Source organism: Nocardia takedensis NBRC 100417 (assembly GCF_000308695.1).
Classification (GTDB): Bacteria; Actinomycetota; Actinomycetes; order Mycobacteriales; family Mycobacteriaceae; genus Nocardia; species Nocardia takedensis.
In genome coordinates, this window is the sequence record NZ_BAGG01000258.1 from 24,493 (window position 1) to 42,277 (window position 17,785).

General features: G+C 69.3%; 15 protein-coding genes. 11 read left to right on the top strand and 4 right to left on the bottom strand.

What is annotated here, in order from left to right; all coding sequences use genetic code 11:
- Nucleotides 1-61 precede the first annotated feature (61 nt).
- The 6 genes from ON30_RS31925 to mobF all read left to right on the top strand — a co-directional run bounded on the left by ON30_RS31925 (nt 62) and on the right by mobF (nt 10,279).
- Nucleotides 62-454, top strand: coding sequence for a hypothetical protein (locus tag ON30_RS31925; protein WP_040713648.1), 393 nt, complete (start codon nt 62-64; stop codon nt 452-454).
- A 29-nt stretch (nt 455-483) separates the two neighbouring features.
- Complete coding sequence (locus tag ON30_RS38625; protein ID WP_040713653.1) at nt 484-861, top strand: hypothetical protein; 378 nt, start codon at nt 484-486, stop codon at nt 859-861.
- A 402-nt stretch (nt 862-1,263) separates the two neighbouring features.
- A complete protein-coding gene (locus ON30_RS31935; RefSeq protein ID WP_040713655.1) occupies nt 1,264-2,856 on the top strand; it encodes a hypothetical protein in 1,593 nt (530 codons plus the stop codon).
- Nucleotides 2,857-2,957: 101 nt separating this feature from the next.
- Complete coding sequence (locus ON30_RS31940; protein ID WP_054816794.1) at nt 2,958-3,374, top strand: hypothetical protein; 417 nt, start codon at nt 2,958-2,960, stop codon at nt 3,372-3,374.
- A gap of 133 nt (nt 3,375-3,507) precedes the next feature.
- Nucleotides 3,508-3,918 (top strand): DUF4326 domain-containing protein, encoded by a 411-nt coding sequence (locus ON30_RS36740; RefSeq protein ID WP_051030278.1) that lies wholly within the window; start codon nt 3,508-3,510, stop codon nt 3,916-3,918.
- Nucleotides 3,919-4,228: 310 nt separating this feature from the next.
- Entirely contained in the window at nt 4,229-10,279 is a 6,051-nt protein-coding gene (mobF, locus tag ON30_RS31950) for a MobF family relaxase (RefSeq protein ID WP_063125126.1), read from the top strand.
- 115 nt (nt 10,280-10,394) lie between these two features.
- On the opposite strand, the gene ON30_RS31955 is transcribed toward mobF, so the two are convergent.
- The 4 genes from ON30_RS31955 to ON30_RS39850 form a co-directional block, all read right to left on the bottom strand.
- Entirely contained in the window at nt 10,395-10,904 is a 510-nt protein-coding gene (locus ON30_RS31955) for a hypothetical protein (protein ID WP_157184016.1), read from the bottom strand.
- Nucleotides 10,858-11,682 carry an SAM-dependent methyltransferase gene (locus tag ON30_RS31960; RefSeq protein WP_040713660.1) on the bottom strand — a complete coding sequence of 275 codons (825 nt, stop codon included), beginning with the start codon at nt 11,680-11,682 and terminating at the stop codon, nt 10,858-10,860. The genes ON30_RS31955 and ON30_RS31960 overlap by 47 nt, the downstream gene beginning before the upstream one ends.
- 38 nt (nt 11,683-11,720) lie before the next feature.
- Nucleotides 11,721-12,617, bottom strand: a complete 897-nt coding sequence (locus ON30_RS31965; protein ID WP_040713665.1) for a helix-turn-helix domain-containing protein — start codon at nt 12,615-12,617, stop codon at nt 11,721-11,723.
- A 71-nt stretch (nt 12,618-12,688) separates the two neighbouring features.
- On the bottom strand, nt 12,689-13,024 hold the full coding sequence (locus ON30_RS39850) for a hypothetical protein (protein WP_157184017.1): 336 nt from the start codon (nt 13,022-13,024) through the stop codon (nt 12,689-12,691).
- On the opposite strand from ON30_RS39850, the gene ON30_RS31970 reads away from it, so the two are divergent.
- From ON30_RS31970 to ON30_RS31990, 5 genes are all read left to right on the top strand, one after another.
- Nucleotides 12,971-14,320, top strand: coding sequence for an NsdA family TPR-like regulatory protein (locus tag ON30_RS31970; protein WP_505805337.1), 1,350 nt, complete (start codon nt 12,971-12,973; stop codon nt 14,318-14,320). The genes ON30_RS39850 and ON30_RS31970 overlap by 54 nt on opposite strands.
- Nucleotides 14,321-14,330: 10 nt before the next feature.
- The gene (locus tag ON30_RS31975; RefSeq protein ID WP_051030280.1) at nt 14,331-15,239 is read left to right on the top strand and encodes a phosphotransferase; all 909 of its coding nucleotides are present in this window, start codon (nt 14,331-14,333) and stop codon (nt 15,237-15,239) included.
- Nucleotides 15,240-15,723: 484 nt separating this feature from the next.
- On the top strand, nt 15,724-16,617 hold the full coding sequence (locus ON30_RS31980; RefSeq protein ID WP_040713669.1) for a hypothetical protein: 894 nt from the start codon (nt 15,724-15,726) through the stop codon (nt 16,615-16,617).
- Nucleotides 16,614-17,162: a hypothetical protein gene (locus tag ON30_RS31985; RefSeq protein ID WP_156371429.1), complete on the top strand. Its 549-nt coding sequence runs from the start codon at nt 16,614-16,616 to the stop codon at nt 17,160-17,162. Before ON30_RS31980 ends, ON30_RS31985 begins: the two co-directional genes overlap by 4 nt.
- A complete protein-coding gene (locus ON30_RS31990; RefSeq protein WP_063125125.1) occupies nt 17,159-17,752 on the top strand; it encodes a hypothetical protein in 594 nt (197 codons plus the stop codon). Before ON30_RS31985 ends, ON30_RS31990 begins: the two co-directional genes overlap by 4 nt.
- The last annotated feature ends 33 nt before the right edge of the window (nt 17,753-17,785 follow it).

Here is a 17,785-nt window from a genome sequence, read left to right on the forward strand (position 1 = left end):
GCACTGCCCGGCCGAGGCACCGGCGTGGTGAGCACACCACTCCGGCCGAAAGGAGGGCGGCATGCCCATCGACTCCCCGAATTCTCCCGCGCCCGAGCACATCGCGGCCCCGCTGCTGGCCGCCCACGCTCCCGAGGTCGAGTTCCTGACCGGGATCGGCGGCAATCCCCGCGTCGTCGACACCGGCGGACACCCGATGTTCGCGTTCGTCGCGATCGAGGCCGAGGCCGGGCCGATCCTGGACCCGACCGGCACCCTCTACGTCCTGATCACCAGCATCGACGCCGGACTCGCCACCCACCGCGGCGACATCGACAGCTGGACCGTCGTCATCTACGACGCGACCGACTCCCACGACGAAGGAATCAGCGCCGGCGAGGAAGCCACCAGCTTCGCTGCGGCCTGGCAGCAGGCATGGATGGGCCTGGACCGCCCCGACGACCCGCACACCTGACACCGGCCACCCGCAAGGAGGAACTCGCTGTGCCCGACACCCTCACCGACGCCGACCTCCAGAAACTGCTCGCACTCGGTGTCCTGCGCCTCGAGCCGATCTCGGTCCTGACGATCGAGGACATCGAAGAGGTCCTGCACACCGCGATCTACGCCCTGGACGGGCAGCTGCGCGAAGACCTCGCCCAGATCATTCTGTGGCGCACCGACGACGCGCGCCTGCTCCTGATCGTCGAGATCAATGACCAGTTGCGGCTGACCAGCGCGAGCGTGGACGTCGCCGAGACCTTCATCCATCCCGAACCCGACGCCACCCGCGCCGATACCGTGCGCCACATCCTCGACCTGATCCTCGCCGGCCGCCACGCGCTGATCAGCGCCCTTGAGGCATACAGCGCACCGTTCTGACCAACCGGCCCCCAAGGGGTCACGCCGGGCAGCGCCCCGGGGCCGGTCGCGTCAGCGATCAAGGGTTGCGGTGGGGAGGGCTGACCGTCTGGCCATCTGCCCCGCCTGTCTGAGTGCTACCAGGGCGTGAGCCCGCCACGGCTCCGGGCCCGCGCCCGGCCGTCCCCGAATTCGCCCAGCGCGCCGCATGTCTCGCATCCGGCGGTAGTGCGGTCGTGCGCAGCGAATTCGGCGCCGACCGTTTCGGCGCGTTCCCTCCGCCGCGTCGGACTCCCACCCTGGTCGATCGCACTCAGGCGGGTCAGACGACCAGCCGCCCAGCCCCGTGCCGGGGTCACGTACACGTGCTGTGTGCGTCCGGCACGGGGCCGAGCTGTTTCCACGACAGAACAGGACCCAGTGATGACCGCAACGTTGAACGCACCCGTGACCGAACCTGCCACCGAGACCGTCACCGAAATCGCCGACACCGTCTCCCCGTTCGCCGCCGCGCTCGGTGAGATCGAATACCTCCTGGCATCCGATCCCGACGCCGCGCGCGAACGCTTCACCGACGTGCTGGCCCTGGCCTCCCCGGTCGAGCGTGAACTGCTCGCGCACGCCGCGGCGCGCATGGAGCGCGCCCCTTGGAAGACCGCGGCCCGCCAGCTCGGCTGGATGGCCAAGTCCCGGCCGGAACTGCGCGCCATGATCATCGACCACACCGCCGAGGGCGACCCCGGCCTCTCCCGGCCCGAGCTCCCCGCCCCCTCCGAGGTGTCGATCGAAGCGGCCGAATGGGTGCGTCGCTCCATTCGCGACCGACGCTCCCGCGACCGCTACACCGCCACCCCGAGCGCGGCCACCGACGCCGCCCGCTTGCAGCCCGAGAAGATCGCCGCCCGCCGCGCCCGCATCCCCGCCCCCACCGTCGGGCTCGTCAGCCTGCGCCACCGGGACCGCGACCTCGCGGTCGCCGAACGCCGCCAGCGTGAATACGCCAGCTATGCCGCGCGGCGGCTGTACGCCATCGACACCGCCGTCGACGAGGACCGCACCCCGCCGGTGCCCGAACCGAGGAAGAAGGCCGGGCAGGTGTGGGCGCACGTACAAGCCGAGTTGTGGGATCGCTCCTACTTCCTGCACGTCGCCGAGTGCTACACCGAAGCCGACCGGCACCTGCTCGCCCCGGAGGTCCCCGAACGCCACATCGCCCCCGACCGCCGCTACGCCGGTCTCGAGGACGCGGCACGGGAGTTCCTGCGCGGACACGACAGCGAGCCCGAACCGTCCGCGCGGGGGCGCGGCGGGCGGGCGCGGCGCACCCGGCCGCAGTTCCCGCCGCGGATCACCACCGCCGACCAGTCCCGCTTCGCCGCCCGGCGTACCGGGCTCGCGGTGCCCAGCGACCGCGACGAGTATCTGCCCTACAGCGAACTCGACGTGCGGGAGTCCACCTGGCAGGGCTCGGGACTGGACTACGACCTCGCGGCGATGACCCCGTACCTGGGGTGGCCGTGCGTGAGCTGCTGGGTCGACCGGCCCGCCGCCGACCGCCGTCCCTTCCACACCCGCCACGGGATCGTGGTCAGCGACGACGGGCTCTGCGATGTGTGCCGCGCCGACGGCCACCCCGGCATCCCCGCGCTGACTGCCGGGTTCGGGATGCGGACCTTCGTCGAATCCCGCTGCGCCCACATCGCCACCTCCCATCCCGCCCAGGCGCGGGTGCTGCTGGACCGGGTACGCGCGGCGGCGGCGAACACCGGGCCGACCTGGCGGCTGATCACCCGGTGGATGGCCATGAACCTCGGCCAGCCCGAACGCGCACCCCGCACCGCCGCCGCGCGTCGGCCGCGCCGCGGCGGGTCCGCGCTCGGGGCCGGGCAGCGGATCGGACGCTGCGACGCCTGCGCCCGAAACGGTGTCGTGCACGCCGACAACTACTGCACCGACTGCCGCATCGACCTCGGCCTCGTACCCACCGCTACCCGCCGCACGTCCGCGGTGGCCTGACCGCCCCCTGCTCGATTCCCTCCCATGTTCCCCGGTCCGCCGCGGTGTCGACCCCTGCGGCGGGCCGGTCCACCATCCCCGATCCGGCAGGAGCCTGACCCGTGCATCGATTCCCGAACCGAGTCCGCCGTGTCCTGCGCGCGCTGCGCGATGCCGTGTCCGTACCTCATTCCCACCCGGGGGAGGTCCGGGTGCGGGTCTACCTCAACCGCGACCGGAACGCGCTGCTGACCGGATACGAGCCCGACGCGCCCCTCACCCTGGCCTACACCTACCTGCTGCGCGCCGACCCGGCCACCGACACCGACGAGGTTCTGCTCGAACGTGTCTTCGCCGCGTTCAACGACCACCCCGAACACGACGAGGACCAGATCCACACCGACACCTGGTACGCGAAAGGCATGCACGGCGTCACGGGACTGCGGTCGCTGTCGGTCGGCGACCTCGTCGGACTCGACGACCGTCACTACGCCTGCGAGTCCACCGGATGGTCACCCGTCCCCGCCCCGACCCTCTGACCCACCTCGGCGTCCCCGCGCAGCTCGGTTCGATCACCCGAACCGGGCCGGGCGGGCGGGTCGGGCAGATCTCCCGACGCGGCCCGCGCGGCTCGGGCACCGTCGCGAGCACTCGAACCGGAGGAAGGCCACCATGGTCCACTACATCGATCCCGCACAGCTGAACCTCACCGATCTCGAACAGCACCTGGCCGCCGGTACCCCGGTCGTGGTGTCGATGCGCGCCGCCGCCGGGCACGTCCCGCTGATCGACTGGGCGCGACGCCACGACCTGTTCGTTCGCATCGACCGGGCCAGCGACTGGGGCAACCCGTTCATCATCGGCCGCCACGGCAACCGCGACGACGTCCTCACCGCCCACTCCCACCACACCGCCGAACAGGTCGGCCTACTCGCGCGCCTGCGCGGCGGCGAGTTCGCCGGGCGCGTGCTGGGCTGTTGGTGCGCGCCGCTGCACTGCCACGGTGACACCCTCACCGCCCTCACCCTCGATCCCGACCTGCACCCGCTCGACGCCCTGCACCTGTGGCGGCCACGCCACTGAACACCCACACCGACCACCGACCACCACCTACGGCTCCCACACCAACCCCGCCACACCACTCTCCCCCTCCACCCCGCGCACCGCCCCATTCCCCACTCCTCCTACTATCATCTCCACACTGCTGCCATCCGCACCCACCTCTTCCTCTCTTCTCCACTCCTCTTTGTTAAGCACACCTCTTGCATTCCGGCCCCTCCCCGACCCGATCTAGATAACGATCTGGTCTCGTCCTGGGGTTTCTCGCGAACAGCCGGAATCTGCATACCCTGGATTCCTCGACTTTCGTCGGTTCGGGGTGCTCGATGGATTTATGACCGCGACGATTCATAAAGTCGTCGCAGGCAATGGCTATCAGTATTACCTGCGAAATATAGCCGCGAATGATGTCGACTCCCGCGGCCGTTCCGCGCTGTCCGACTACTACTCGGCCCATGGTGAGTCTCCTGGGGTGTGGAGCGGTTCCGGTTTGGCCTCCCTCGGCATCGATGTGGGTGCGGAAGTGACCGAGTCGCAGGTGAAGTCCCTGTTCGGGGTGGGTCGACATCCCGACGCCGAACAGATCGAAGACACCGTCTTCCACTACGCCTCCGCGCGCGGTGCGACTCCGAAACAGGCGAGCGACGCGGCCGATAAAGCGTCGCGTTTGGGTAATCCTTTTCGCGTTTACGCACCGAATTCTGATTACCGTAAACGGTGCGGGCAGGCGTATGCCGAACACAATATCGCGCACGACAGGCCCGCCGACGCACCCCTTTCGGAAGCGGATCGCACCCGCATTCGTACACATGTCGCGTTCGATATGTTCACCGACGAGTACTCCCGCCCGCCCTTGAACGCGCGGGAATTGTCGGGCTGGATCGCCAAGAACTCACGTCCACCCACTACTGCGGTCGCCGGTTTCGATATCACTTTCTCGCCGGTGAAGTCGGTGTCGGCGTTGTGGGCGGTGGCGCCACGGTCGGTGTCGGCGAAGATCGAGGCCGCCCACAACGCCGCAGTCGCGGACGCGTTGGGTTGGCTCGAGTCCCACGGGATCTACACCCGGCTCGGCCGCAACGGGGTGCGCCAGGTCGATGTCGAGGGCATCGTCGCGGCCTGCTTTTTTCACAGGGATGCGCGTTCGGGTGACCCCGACCTGCACACACACGTTCTCATCGCTAATCGATGCCGGACTGCGGACGGTCGCTGGCGGACCCTCGACGGCGCCGCCCTGTACCGGGTGGTGGTCACCGTCAGCGAGATCTACAACACCCGCCTCGAACACCACTGCGAACGCCTCGTCGGCGTGGAATTCGCCGAACGGGCCGGCACCGACCCGAGCAAGCGCCCGATCCGCGAGATCGTCGGCATCCCCCTGCGGTTGATCGAGGCATGGTCACGGCGCGAGAGCGCGATCCGCGCCCGTACCGGTGAGCTGTCAGCGCTGTTCCAGCAGGCCCACGGCCGCGAACCGACACCGATCGAGATCCGCGACCTGGCCCAGCAAGCGACCCTGGAAACCCGGCCCGCCAAACACCTCCTGCGCTCGCTCGCCGAGCAGCGGCGTGCCTGGCGCGAGCAAGCCATCGCGGTCCTCGGTGGTCGGGAAGCCCTCGCGGCAATGGTCTCAGTGGCGCTGAATCCGGTACGCGCACCGCGGGTCACCGCGACGCGGGAGTGGATCACACGCACCGCCGACCGGGTCCTCGAAACCGTCGCCGAGCAGCGATCCACCTGGCGCTCGGCCAACGTCCGCGCCGAAATCGAACGCCAGATCCGCGGCAAAATCCACGGCAGCCAATGGCAGCAGATCAGCGAAGCCGTGCTGGAGGCGGCCCTGGACCCGGCGCGGTCGATCCCGATGGGCGACCCCGATATCACCGCCGAGCCCGAACTCGCCGTCGTCCCGGACGCGTTGCGCCGCCGCGACCAGTCCAGCAGCTACACCCCCGCCGGCGCCCAGATCTACACCTCCACCCGCATCCTGGCCGCCGAAGACGCCCTCATCGCGCTGTCGGTGCAGCCCGGCGCGCGCGTCGTGGCCCCCGAGGTGGTGGCCGCGGCGATCCGTGGCTACGACGCCGCGCATCCGGATCAACGGTTGAATGCCGGGCAGCGCAGCGTGATCGAAGGATTCGCGCGCTCCGGGATGCGTGTGCACACCGCCAACGCCCCTGCGGGAACCGGCAAGACGACCGGGATGGCGGTGCTCACCGCCGCCTGGAACACCAGCGGCGGCACGGTGCTCGGGCTCGCGCCCACCGCCAAGGCCGCCGCGGTGCTGGGCGAATCCATCGACGCGCGTTGCGAAACCGTCGACCAGCTACTCACCGTCATCGACCTGCACACCCCCGACCCACACAACTCCACACCCGATCGCGGGCATCCGCCGCCGTTGCCGCAATGGGTCCTCGACATCACCGGCGACACCCTCGTGATCGTCGACGAACACGTCAAGATCGGCACCCTCAAACGCCTCAACCTCTTGCGCTTCCTCGCTGATCGCGGCGCGACGATCCGCTGCCTCGGCGACGACCGCCAGCTCCCCGCAATCGAGGCCGGCGGCGTCGACGCCGACATGACCGCCGCCGCACCCGAGCAGACCCTCACCCTGACCCACGTCGTGCGCTTCGCCTCCACCGCGGAGGCGTCGGCGAGTTTGATGCTGCGCGAGGGCGACCCGGCCGCGCTGGGCTGGTACCTGGACAACGACCGCATCCACGGCGGGCACACCGGTTCGACCCACGACGACGCCTATACCGCCTGGGCCGCCGACCACGCCGCCGGGCGCGACGCAATCATGTTGGCCGCCAACCACGACACCGTCACCGCGCTCAACGAACGCGCCCGCGCCGACCGACTACTGCGCGAAGGCGGTCTCGACGGCCCGGAAGTGGTGCTCGGCGACCGCACCGCGGCCTCGGTCGGTGACACGATCCGCACCCGGCAGAACGCGAAGAAACTGCGTTTCGGTGCCCACGATTGGGTGCGCAACGGCTACGTCTGGACCGTCACCGCCGTCCATTCCGACGGCAGTATCACCGCCCGACACCACAGCAAAACCGGCGCGACTGTGCGGTTACCCGCCGAGTACGTCGCACAGAACGTGCGTCTCGGGTACGCCGCGACGATCGATTCCGCGCAGGGAATCACCGCCGACACGTGTCATGTCGCGCTCACCGGCGGCGAATCGCGCGAGCAGCTCTACGTCGCGATGACCCGCGGCATCCACGCCAACCACGCCTACATCCCCTCGGCGTTGAGCGGGGACGAGGGCTCGGATTTCACCGAGAGCGCGGCGTTCCCGCGGACCGCGGTGGAGAACCTCGTGCGGGTTCTGGGCCGTGACGGCGCGCAGAAGTCCGCACATACCCAGCTGCGCGATGCCCTCGATCCGCACCGGCGCATCGGGCGCGCGCTCGATATCTACCTCGACGCCCTCGGGCTGGCCGCCGAACACACCCTCGGCGAACCCGCACTCGCCCGCGTCGATGCCGCCGCCGAACGACTGCATCCCGGGCTCCCCGACGCCCCCGCCTACCCCACTCTGCGTCAACACCTGGCCACCCTCGCCGTCAGCGGCATCGATCCGGTGCACGCGTTGCGGGCGGCGATCGCCGAGCGCGAACTCGACACCGCCGCCGACCCCGCCGCGGTCTTGGACTGGCGTTTGGATCCTTCCGGCGCGCATTCGACCGGTACCGGGCCACTGCCCTGGACACCGGCCATACCGGCGGGGGTCGACACCAGCACCACCCAGGTCGACGCCCGCGCGCGCATTCTGGGCGACCTCGCCGCACAGATCCGGGTCGCGACCGAGGAATGGACGCCGCTGAGCGCGCCGGTCTGGGCGCGGCCCCTGCTCGGCGCCACCCCTGTCCTGTTGGCCGATCTCGCGGTATGGCGGGCCAGTCTGCATGTCGCCGACATCGACATCCGCCCGACCGGGCCACGCCGCTACCCCGTCCGGGAACGCGACCACCAAGACCTCCTCGACGACCGCGTCACCGCCGCGCTCGGTGACCCGAGGCGTCCGGTCAACCGGTGGGCCGAGACCGTGTCCGGAATCGAACCCCGCATCCTTGTCGACCCGTACTGGCCCGCGATCGCCGAACGTGTCGACCTCGCCGCCCGCGCGGGCATCGACATCACCGCGCGACTCCACACCGCCGCCGCGATTCGGCCACTACCGGATGAGATGCCCGCCGCCGCCCTGTGGGCCCGTTTGGAACTCGACGCTTCCGCCCTCGACGCCCGCGACCACAACCTGCGCCCGGACTGGATCACCGACCTGACCGACATCCTCGGCCCCGACACCGCCGAGCGGGTCGTCGACGACCCGGCCTGGCCACGGGTCGTGGCCGTCCTCGAGCGCGCCACCAGCACCCAATGGGCGCCGCGCCAGCTCCTGGCTACCGCGTACGAACTGCTGCTCGCCGCCACCCCCGACGACGGCGGCGGCCTGCGCCCCGACCAGATCGCCGCCGCCTTAGCCTGGCGCATCGATGCGCTCCTGCACCACACCCCCTCCACCCCACCCACGGTAAACGGAGCACCCATGAGCGAGAACACCACCCGCCCAGCGAACTCCGCAGCGCCGGCCCGCGAGCATCCACCCGACCCCGAACCGCCCCGCAGCCCGCAGCCCGCACTGGTGGCGTCTACTCCGGTCGACATCAATGCCTCCGGCTTCGATCCCGAGCTCGCGGCCATCGCGCAGCTGTATCGCGACGGCCGAGTCCGCGCGGCCGTCTACCGATTCCGGCAGTTCGAGCACCAGCTCACCGACGAACAACGCTGGGTTCTCGGCGCGGTCACCGACACCCTCTACCGCTACGCCTACCCCGTCGCCACCGCCCGCCTCCGCGACGCCGGACAACGCTTTCCTCAACATCGGGCGCTCATCGACGCCTGCACCCCGGCCACCGACCCCGGTGTCCACGACGACCGACCCGATCGCACACCGCCTCCACCGGGGTTCGAGCGCGCGCGCCGTCACCGAGCAGCCCGTGATCACGACACCCGCGTCGACCGCGACCTGGTCCGCGATCCGCTGCCCGATCCGCAGGTCCGGGCTCGCCGCCACGAACAGGACTACCACGACACCCGCGCCGGAACCGATGACCAGCCCTGGGCGCGCCCGGACGCGCACGAGGTCCGCGGCCTCACCGACGACCCCGCACTCCCCGACTCACAGCTGCCTCCCCTCCCGAAGCATGCGGCACCGACGCCGCGCGAGGCCGACCTCGCCGACCGCAGCTACCGCCGCGACGAAGCCAAAGACCCGACACCGGCCGCGTATTCACTCGACTACGACAAAGCCGCCACCCACCGCACGCGTGGGCTGGAATGCGTCGCGTGCAGCATCGAACGCCGTCCCCAAGACGCGACACCGATCCCCCCGCGCCGCGCCGACGACGGGCTCTGCGGGGAATGCCGCGACAACGGCGAAGCCGGTATCCCCGACCACGACCCGAGTCGGCACATGACCGCGCGCGCCGACCACCTCGCGGCCGGCAAACCGCTTCCTGCCGTGCACGCCATCCTGCGCCGGGACTGGAAAGCCGTCACCGATCCCGAACGCCGCGCCCAGATCGAAGCCTGGATCCGCGCCCACCCCGCACCGAACGGCGACATCGATCATCAACCGCCCGTCACCGATCCCCTGTTCGCGCTCAGCGACACCGAACTCGGCGTCCGGCTGGACGAGTTGCATCAGCAACTCGCGCTCACCGACACCTACGCCGTCGCGTTTGCTCCGGCGCCGCCCGAGCAATCCGACACCGTCGATATCGCCGAACTGCTCCGGCGCCACCGCGACGCGCAAACCGCCATCCACGCCGCACTCGACGCCGAGCAACATCTCCACGAAGCGACCCGCGCGCTGCACGCCACCCGATCCGAACTCGCGACCCACCGCGAAGGGCTCGACACCACACCCACCTACAAACGCCACGTGCGCCATGTCCTGCGTACCCGGATCGATGAACTCGTGCGGCAGCAAGCCGCACACGAACGCGCCCGCACCCGCGCCCGCGGTGACGCGCGAGAAGCCCACCGCGACGCGGTCAACCACGCCGGAACACCCGACAAATGGGACGAGGTCCTGAACACCAGCGCCGAGGACATCCGCGCCCGGGACAGCCGCGCTCATCCCCGCGACGCCACGCCGGACGCGACCGCTGAGAGGTTCGCCGCCGAGACCCGCAGTGAAATCGACCGCGTCTACGCCGAGCGACAACGCCGAGCCGAACTCAGCCCGGCGCAGACGCGTCATGAACAGGCACTGCGCCTCACCGACGATCCTCACACCACACTCGACCCCACGGGATTGAACCAGCCCGATCCCAGCGATTCGCCAGAGCCCGACCTCGGATTGTGAGCTCGGCTTCCGGACGGGTGGTCCTGCCTCGTCGTCGTTTCGGCCCGCCGTCTCGTGCGGGTCGGTGACAGTGTGGTCCTTCGTCGACGGTGACGCGCCGCGCGGCCGGTAGGGCCTACAGCCGCTGTTGCGTGGTAGCCCCTCGGTCGAACTCGCGGTTGCGCACTGCGGTGGCGAAGGCGAGGTATTCGGCGGCGTCGAAGAACAACGTTGCCGTTCCGGCGCTGCTCGCGTACCCGTCGGCGGCGGTGAACAGGTAGCCGTCGCCGCTGGTGCGGGTGATCGTAAGCGGGATCCGGACCGGATCGCCGGTACGGATCGCGTGTTGGATCGCCTCGAATTGGTCGTGGTCGAAGCTCAAGCACTCATCGAGAGGGACTTCGTGGTCACCGGTGTCGGCGAGTTTGTCGTCCCACATGATGGTGCGGGTGGTGTCGCGGTAGATCATGACGCATGCCTGTTGGGGTGAGCTGGCGGCGGCCTTGCGGAATTGACTCACGGTCGGTGTCGGCAGCACGGGGTGTTTCCTTTCGAGCGCGCGGAACCGTCGGGTTGTCCGGTTCTCGCACCAGTCCACGTTACGAGAGAGTGCCGATAGCGGCGAAGTTGCAGCGGCGTGCGTCATCGTCGCTGTCGATATCGGTGTCGGGGTGCCAGTCGGTGGCGTAGGTGATGCCGGGTTCGGTCAGTGTCCATCCGTCGAAGAAGCTGGCGAATTGTTGGCGGGTTCGCAGGGTGACGGGGGTACTCGCGTCGGCGAACACCGAGGCACCGGCGGCGACCTGGGTCCTGATCTGGGGTCCTGCGTCTTCGAGAGAGACGTGGGTCATCGCGATCTGGCTGCCGGGCGGCATCGCGTGGCGGAGTTGGACCAGGAGTGCGGCGGGGTCGTCTTCGTCGGTGATCCAGGGCAGCACCGATATCAGCAGCAGTCCGATCGGCTGGGTGAAGTCGAGCAGTCTGCGCGTGTCGGGGTGTTCGAGGATGCGCGGGGGTTGGCGCAGGTCGGCGTCGATCATGGCGGTCGTGTCGAGGAGCTGGTGTTCGGTGAGCAGGTCGCGGGCGCGGTTGATGGCTTCTTCGTCGTTGTCGACGTAGACGACGTGGGGGTCGGTGATGAGTTCGCGGGCGACTTGGTGGGTGTTGCCCCCGGCGGGCAGTCCCGATCCGATGTCGAGGAATTGCCGGATGCCGTGGTCGGCCATGTGCCGCACGGCGCGGCCGAGGAAGGCGCGGTTGTGCCGGGCCCATTTCGGGTAGAAGGGGATCGCGGTGTAGAGCTGTTCGATGAAGGGCAGGTCGGCTTCGTAGATGACCTCGCCGGTGATCATGTGCAGGTAGATGCGCGCCGAGCTCGGCTTGGCGGTGTCGAGATGGCGGGGTTCGAAGTCGGGTTCGGACATCGACGGATTTCCTGTTCGGTTGTGCTCGCGCGCAGTGGCTATCGCGTGACGGTGGGCCGGTTGCGCAGTCCGCGCAGCAGGTGGTGCATGAATTGCCGCGAATCGGCGGGGCTGAGCGCGGTCATGGTGAGACGGGTGAAGATCGTGTCGCGGATGGCGACCGCGGGTTTGTCATCGATGTAGCGGATCTCGCCCTGCGCTTCGACCACCGCCATCTCGAGATCGCCAGCGGCGCCCGGGGAGGGGACGCGGACCAGGATGTAGCGGTCCTCCATGCCCGCGCCGGGGGCTTGGTGGGTGAAGGGCATGACCTGGAGCTGGATGTTGGGTCGCCCGGATAGTTCGATGAGGTGGCCGATCTGGTCGGCCATCACCTGATCGTTGCCGTAGGTGCGGCGCAGGCAGGACTCGGACAGGATCGCGTGGAACTCCGGTGCCGGGCGGGCGAACAGGATCTGCTGACGCGCGGTGCGGGATTGGACATAGTCCTCGACGGTGATGGCGTCGGGGTCGTGGTCGTCGGGTGCGAATGGTTGGTGCAGCGCGCGGATGTAGTCGGGATGCTGGAGCAGGCCGGGGATGATCTCGGCGGCCGTTTCGCGCAGGCGATCGGCCACGGCTTCCAGATCGACCAGCAGTCGTAGTTCCTCGATGTAGGCACGCCGGTACCCCGAAGTCCAGTACCCGCGACGATGATTGTCCTCGCGCAGCTCCAGCAGCATCTGGAGATAGCGTTCATCGCCGATACCCAGTTCGCCGACCAGCTTCTTCAGCGCGTCGGCGGTGAGATTTCCGGTTCCCGCGATCGCGGCGGCGATCCGCGACTGGCCGACACCGACGATGCGCCCCGCGTCGGCCTGCGTGACACGCCCCCGTCGCAGCAGGTCATCGATTTCGCGTCCGAGCAGCACTTTCCGCGCGGTCCTCGTCGCCATGCACTCCCACCGTCATCTCATCGCCCGATCGGACTCTTCCCACCCATAGAGGTGATTATCAGGTTAGATTATCAGTAAAGATAATCTGTCCGAGATAGGACGCTTCGGTCGTCGATGTCCGGCAGGACATCGACGCGCGGAGCGAATGTGGACGCCGGATCGGCGCGTACGGCGTCAGGGCCAGCAGGTGGTGTCCAGAGGTAAAGGGGTAACCGGTGGAGCCGACGACGTTGCGCGAACCCACCGCCGAGTTCACCGTCGGCGCTGAGCCGAGCCAGCGATCCTGGGGTGTCCGCCTGCGATCGTTTCGGCTCGATCACCTCCAGATAAGCCGCAAGGATTTCGCCGAGCGCATCAACGCCCGCGCCCGCGAGGAGCGGGTCAACGTCGCGTGTTCCGAGCGTCATGTCGCACGGTGGGAAGACGGCGACGTCCGGACCCCGAGCGCAGTGTATCGACGTCTGCTGGCCGCGATCGGCGCGCCTGTCCCCCACCACGACCCGAGATCGACACGCCCGCGACCGGCTCCCGATGGCGTGCCCGTGCGGGCGTCGGTGTCACGGTCCGTCGGGCCGGGTGTGCCCGATGTATCCGAGCCGCTGCGGCGCGCGCCTGAAGCGACGTTGCTGGAGGCCGTCGCCGCTACGGTCGTCGGCTCCTCCTCCGCGCTGCTCCCGTGGCTCCCGCGACTCGATCAGGCAGGGGCACCGGATCGCATTCGCGGCGACAGGCGGGCCGCCGACGCCGGTGGCGTGCGGGCGGCCACAGCGCATTTGCGGTCTCTGGATCAACAGCGTGGTGGCTCCGCGGTCACCGATTCGGCCACCGCGTTGCTGGGTTCGATACCGAATCTGGCGACACTACGCCACGACGAGACCGCCGATCAGGCGGTTCTGGTCGCTGCTGCCGACCTGGCCCGATTGATCGGCTGGGCGTTCCACGACGCGGGAGATCAGTATCGCGCGCGCCAGTTCGCCACCCTGGCATTGAGTTTCGCGCGGCGGGCCGGCGCGGACAGTCTGGCCGCGTCCATCCTGTACGTGCTGGGCCGCATCGAGGTTATCGAACGCGACCCGCGCACCGCGCTGCGCATGTTCCAGCTCGGGCAACTGCCCGCGCGCGACGCCGCCGACAGCGGCGAATCGGCTCGCCTATACGCCAACGAGGCATGGGCACACGCCATGCTCGGCGACCGCAACCGCATGCACTTCGCCTTGACATGCGCCGAAGACGAAATGGGCCGTGTCGGCGATATCGTCGCGCCCTGGACTCGCGTGTTCTTCACACCGGGCGAATACACCGGCATCCAGGCCGTGATCTACAACGAATACGCCACCACCGCGCCCCACCCGGTCGCCGACCGCTACAGTCTCGCCGCCCTCGACAGCGCCCGTGCGTCCCTGCGCGCCGCCGCGCCGGGACGGCCCGCCCGCAGCATCGTGTTCGACAACATCACCGCCGCCACCGCGTGCTTCCGGCTCGGCGAGATCGACTCCGGCCTGTCCTTCGCCACGACCGCGGTCGAGATGTCCGAACAGATCACCAGCGCCCGAGTCGCCGAACGCCTGGAGACCATGCTCCGCGCCGCCACCACCGCGACACCACGCAGCGACGTCCGGGACCTATCCCACGCGGTCAGAGCGAGCCAGGTGGCGATCTCGCGCGCATCACACATGACCATGGGCCGTGCCACGAGCGCCTAGGCTGGAGGGTGTGGCGACCGATATCGCGGCCGAGCGCGCCGCCGAGTTGCATCGCATCGTCGAGCTGGCCTGCGCCCGAATCGGATTGAACTCCCACGGCGCCGAGCTGATCAAATACACCGTCAACGCCGTCTACCGGCTCCCCCGCGAACGCGTCGTCCTGCGCGTCGCCTCCGGCCCGGTCGCGATGTCGCGGGGACAGCGCGTGGTCACCATGGCCCGCTGGCTGCACGCCCGCGACGCCCCGATCGCGACCTTGCTCGACGCCGATCAACCACTGACCGTCGACGGCGACTACACGGTGACGTTCTGGCACGAACTCGGCCGGCGAACCGACTGGACCGCAGACGATCTGGCATCGCCGCTGCACCGACTCCACGCCCTCGACCTCGACTCGGCCGACCACGCCGTCCTGCCGACCTGGGACCCGTTCACCACCGCACGCGACCGCCTCGCCCACGCCGACACCACTGTCCTGGCCCCCGCTGACGCCCGCTGGCTGGGCGAGCAATGGGACAGCGCCGAACAGGCGTTCCGTCACGTCCAGGACCAGTTGCCGACCGGCATCATCCACGGCGACCCCCACACCGGAAACCTGCTGCACCGACACGACGACACGGTGCTCTGCGACCTCGACGAGACCGGGATCGGTCCCCTCGCCTACGATCTCGTCCCCCAAGCCGTCGGAGCGACACGGTTCGGTCGCCACGACTTCTACCGCGACTTCGTCCACGCCTACGGCAGCGAGGTCCGCGACGATCCCGCGTGGCCGATCCTGTCCCGTATCCGCGAACTGATCATGGTCACCAGCGTCCTGCCCGATCTCCAGCACCGCCCCACCGTCGCCGCCCAGCACGCCCACCGCCTGGCCACACTCAGAACAGCCCGGCACGACATCGCCTGGGATCTCTACATCTGATTCCCGCGCGCAGCGGCTGAAAGTCCCTCCGATCCGCGGGACCGGACGACGACCGCAGCAACAAATCGTCAACGGATCCGACCCGATTCATCACGGCCGGGTGTCCGAATCTGTCATGTCACCGTCGGCGGACGTGCCCGATTGTGCCCGGTGCAATGTCATGGTGCCCAGCATCCGGCAGCGATTAACTCTGTCTATGACAGCAGATGACGCACTCCGCGCCCCACCACGTCGGCACCGAACCGCATCGACACGGTAAGTCACACACGCCACGTCGGCGGCAGCCACCTCCGCGCTGCCGAACCCGAGGTTCCCGCAACCGCCTTCCCTGATCGCTTGTTGCCGGAGCCGCACAGCCCCACCGCACGGCAGCCCGCAGGCACCCGTCGTGCCTGCCCGAACACCTTCGGGTCGCCCGCTGGGGGGTCATCGGTCACTACCGCCCTTCGCCTCTTCGAGGACAAGCGAAAAGGGGTCACAGGAAATGTGGATTGGCTACGCCCGTTCGGACCTGCTGTCCAGACACGACGCCGACGCTTTCGATCGATCCGTGCACGAGTTCGCCGCGCGCAACGGGTTCGGGGACGGCCGGGTGTACTTCGAACCGCTCGCAGCCGAAAACGTGATCGGTGACCTGCTCACCGAGATCGACCACAGCGTGCCGGTGTTGAACCGCCTCGAATCACTGGCACGAGGGCGACGGATCGACCTCACCCGGCTCCTCGCACCGCCCCACCGGCGAGCCGATCTGCTCTGGTCGATCCTGTCCCGAATTCCGGAAGCCACCGACCTGCGGTTGCTGGTGCCCTCCCGACTGCACCTGTCCGACCTCGACCCGTCCGGACGGGCGGCACTGTCGCACCTCACCGCCCTGCCCACGCTCACCCTGCACTATCTCGACGCAACCCCGCATCGATCGGCTCCGGTCCCAGGGCCGCTCCCCCAGCACGACGCGGTCTCCGACCACGACGCGGGCCGCGAACAGGTCGTGGTCGAGTCCCGGGTCGGGGCCATCCCGGCCGCAGCGCAACTCGACGCCGTCGAAGCGCTGACCCGCAACGGGTGGCCCGAGGCGATCGAACGCGTCGACGCGGTCTATGTCGCCCTCATCGGCGACCGCCACCACCCGCCACGGTCGCTGTGGCTCGAACCCACCCCGCTCCCCGACACGGTGATCCGCACGTTGGTCGACACCGCGACCGGCGCGCTGGCCGTCGAACTCGACGAACCGTATCCACGCAGCGATGAGCCCTCCCGCGATCTGGTCGGCGTGTGCGAGCAGGTGCGCCGCTTGCCCAGCGGCACGCACACCATCACCCGCTGCACCCTCACCGCCCGCGTGAGCACGACCGGCCAGACGGGGGCGAGGATGCGATGAGCACCACGACGCCAGGCAGCGGCCAGCCGTCGATGACCCGACACCATGCCCGCCAGCGTGATCGCGGCACACCGATCGAGAACCTGCTCGAAGCTCGTGAACTCCACCTCGCGGTGGCCGGACGCCATGTCGAGGGCCCGTCGCCACTGACCAGGTGGGCGCGCGAGCTCGCCGACATCCACGCCAGCCTGCTCAGCGCGGCGGTGTCCCCGCAACGGCGTCCCGCCGATTACGACGACATCGCCACCCGCGACCAGATGAACGCGGTCATGGCGGCGATCGACGAGTGGGCGATATTCCACCTGCCACGACCGGTCAACGCCGACCACCACACCCACCCTCTGGGCGAGGTGATCAGCCACTACGCCGAGGTCTTCGCCCGATCCCAATGGATCCTGCGCCACACCACCAACACCGAGCACCACCACGACGCCGCGCTGCGGATGGCCCAAACCCACCGAGGCTACGCCGATCTGGTCACCGCTATCCGCACCCGCCGCGTCCAACTACCGCTGGGCTGGCGAGCAATCCAGGAGCTGCGATGAACCCCACACCCCCCGCACCCGGGCACCACCCCGACCCACCGACACCACGCGCCGTCGGCAACGACTCGTCCTGGTTCGGACAGATCCCGTCCGCGCACGTGCTGTTCCGCGCCTGGCACGCACCGGAATTCGTCGCTGCCCACTACCCGTTCCCCACCCTGGTCGATATCGCGGTGCAGATGCTCGATGCCCACCACGAATACCGCGCCGCATTCGGCCAGCTGCTGCGACTGCCGCCCGGCCACACCGACAGCGCCGACATCACCGTGCTCACCGACTCTCTGCACAGCGCCCACCACCGACTCGGCCAATTGGTCGAGCGCATCGACGACCACCTCGCCGCCACCCTCACACCGCCGGGGCACCGCGCGGCGACCAGTCACCGCGACGGACTCGGCACCGAGATATCGCAACTGTGCCGCTGCTGGATCACCGCGATCGATCCCACCATCCCGAGCAAGCCCGGTCCGCGGGCGCATCACTCACTGTTCGGCCGAGCCGTGGTCTACGACCTGCTCGCCGCCGACGTCGCGGCCGGACGCGTCCACCTGCCCGCCCGCATCCCGCAACCGGCCGACCCACCGCACTGACCACGCCCCCACACCGCATTTCTGCTCACCCAC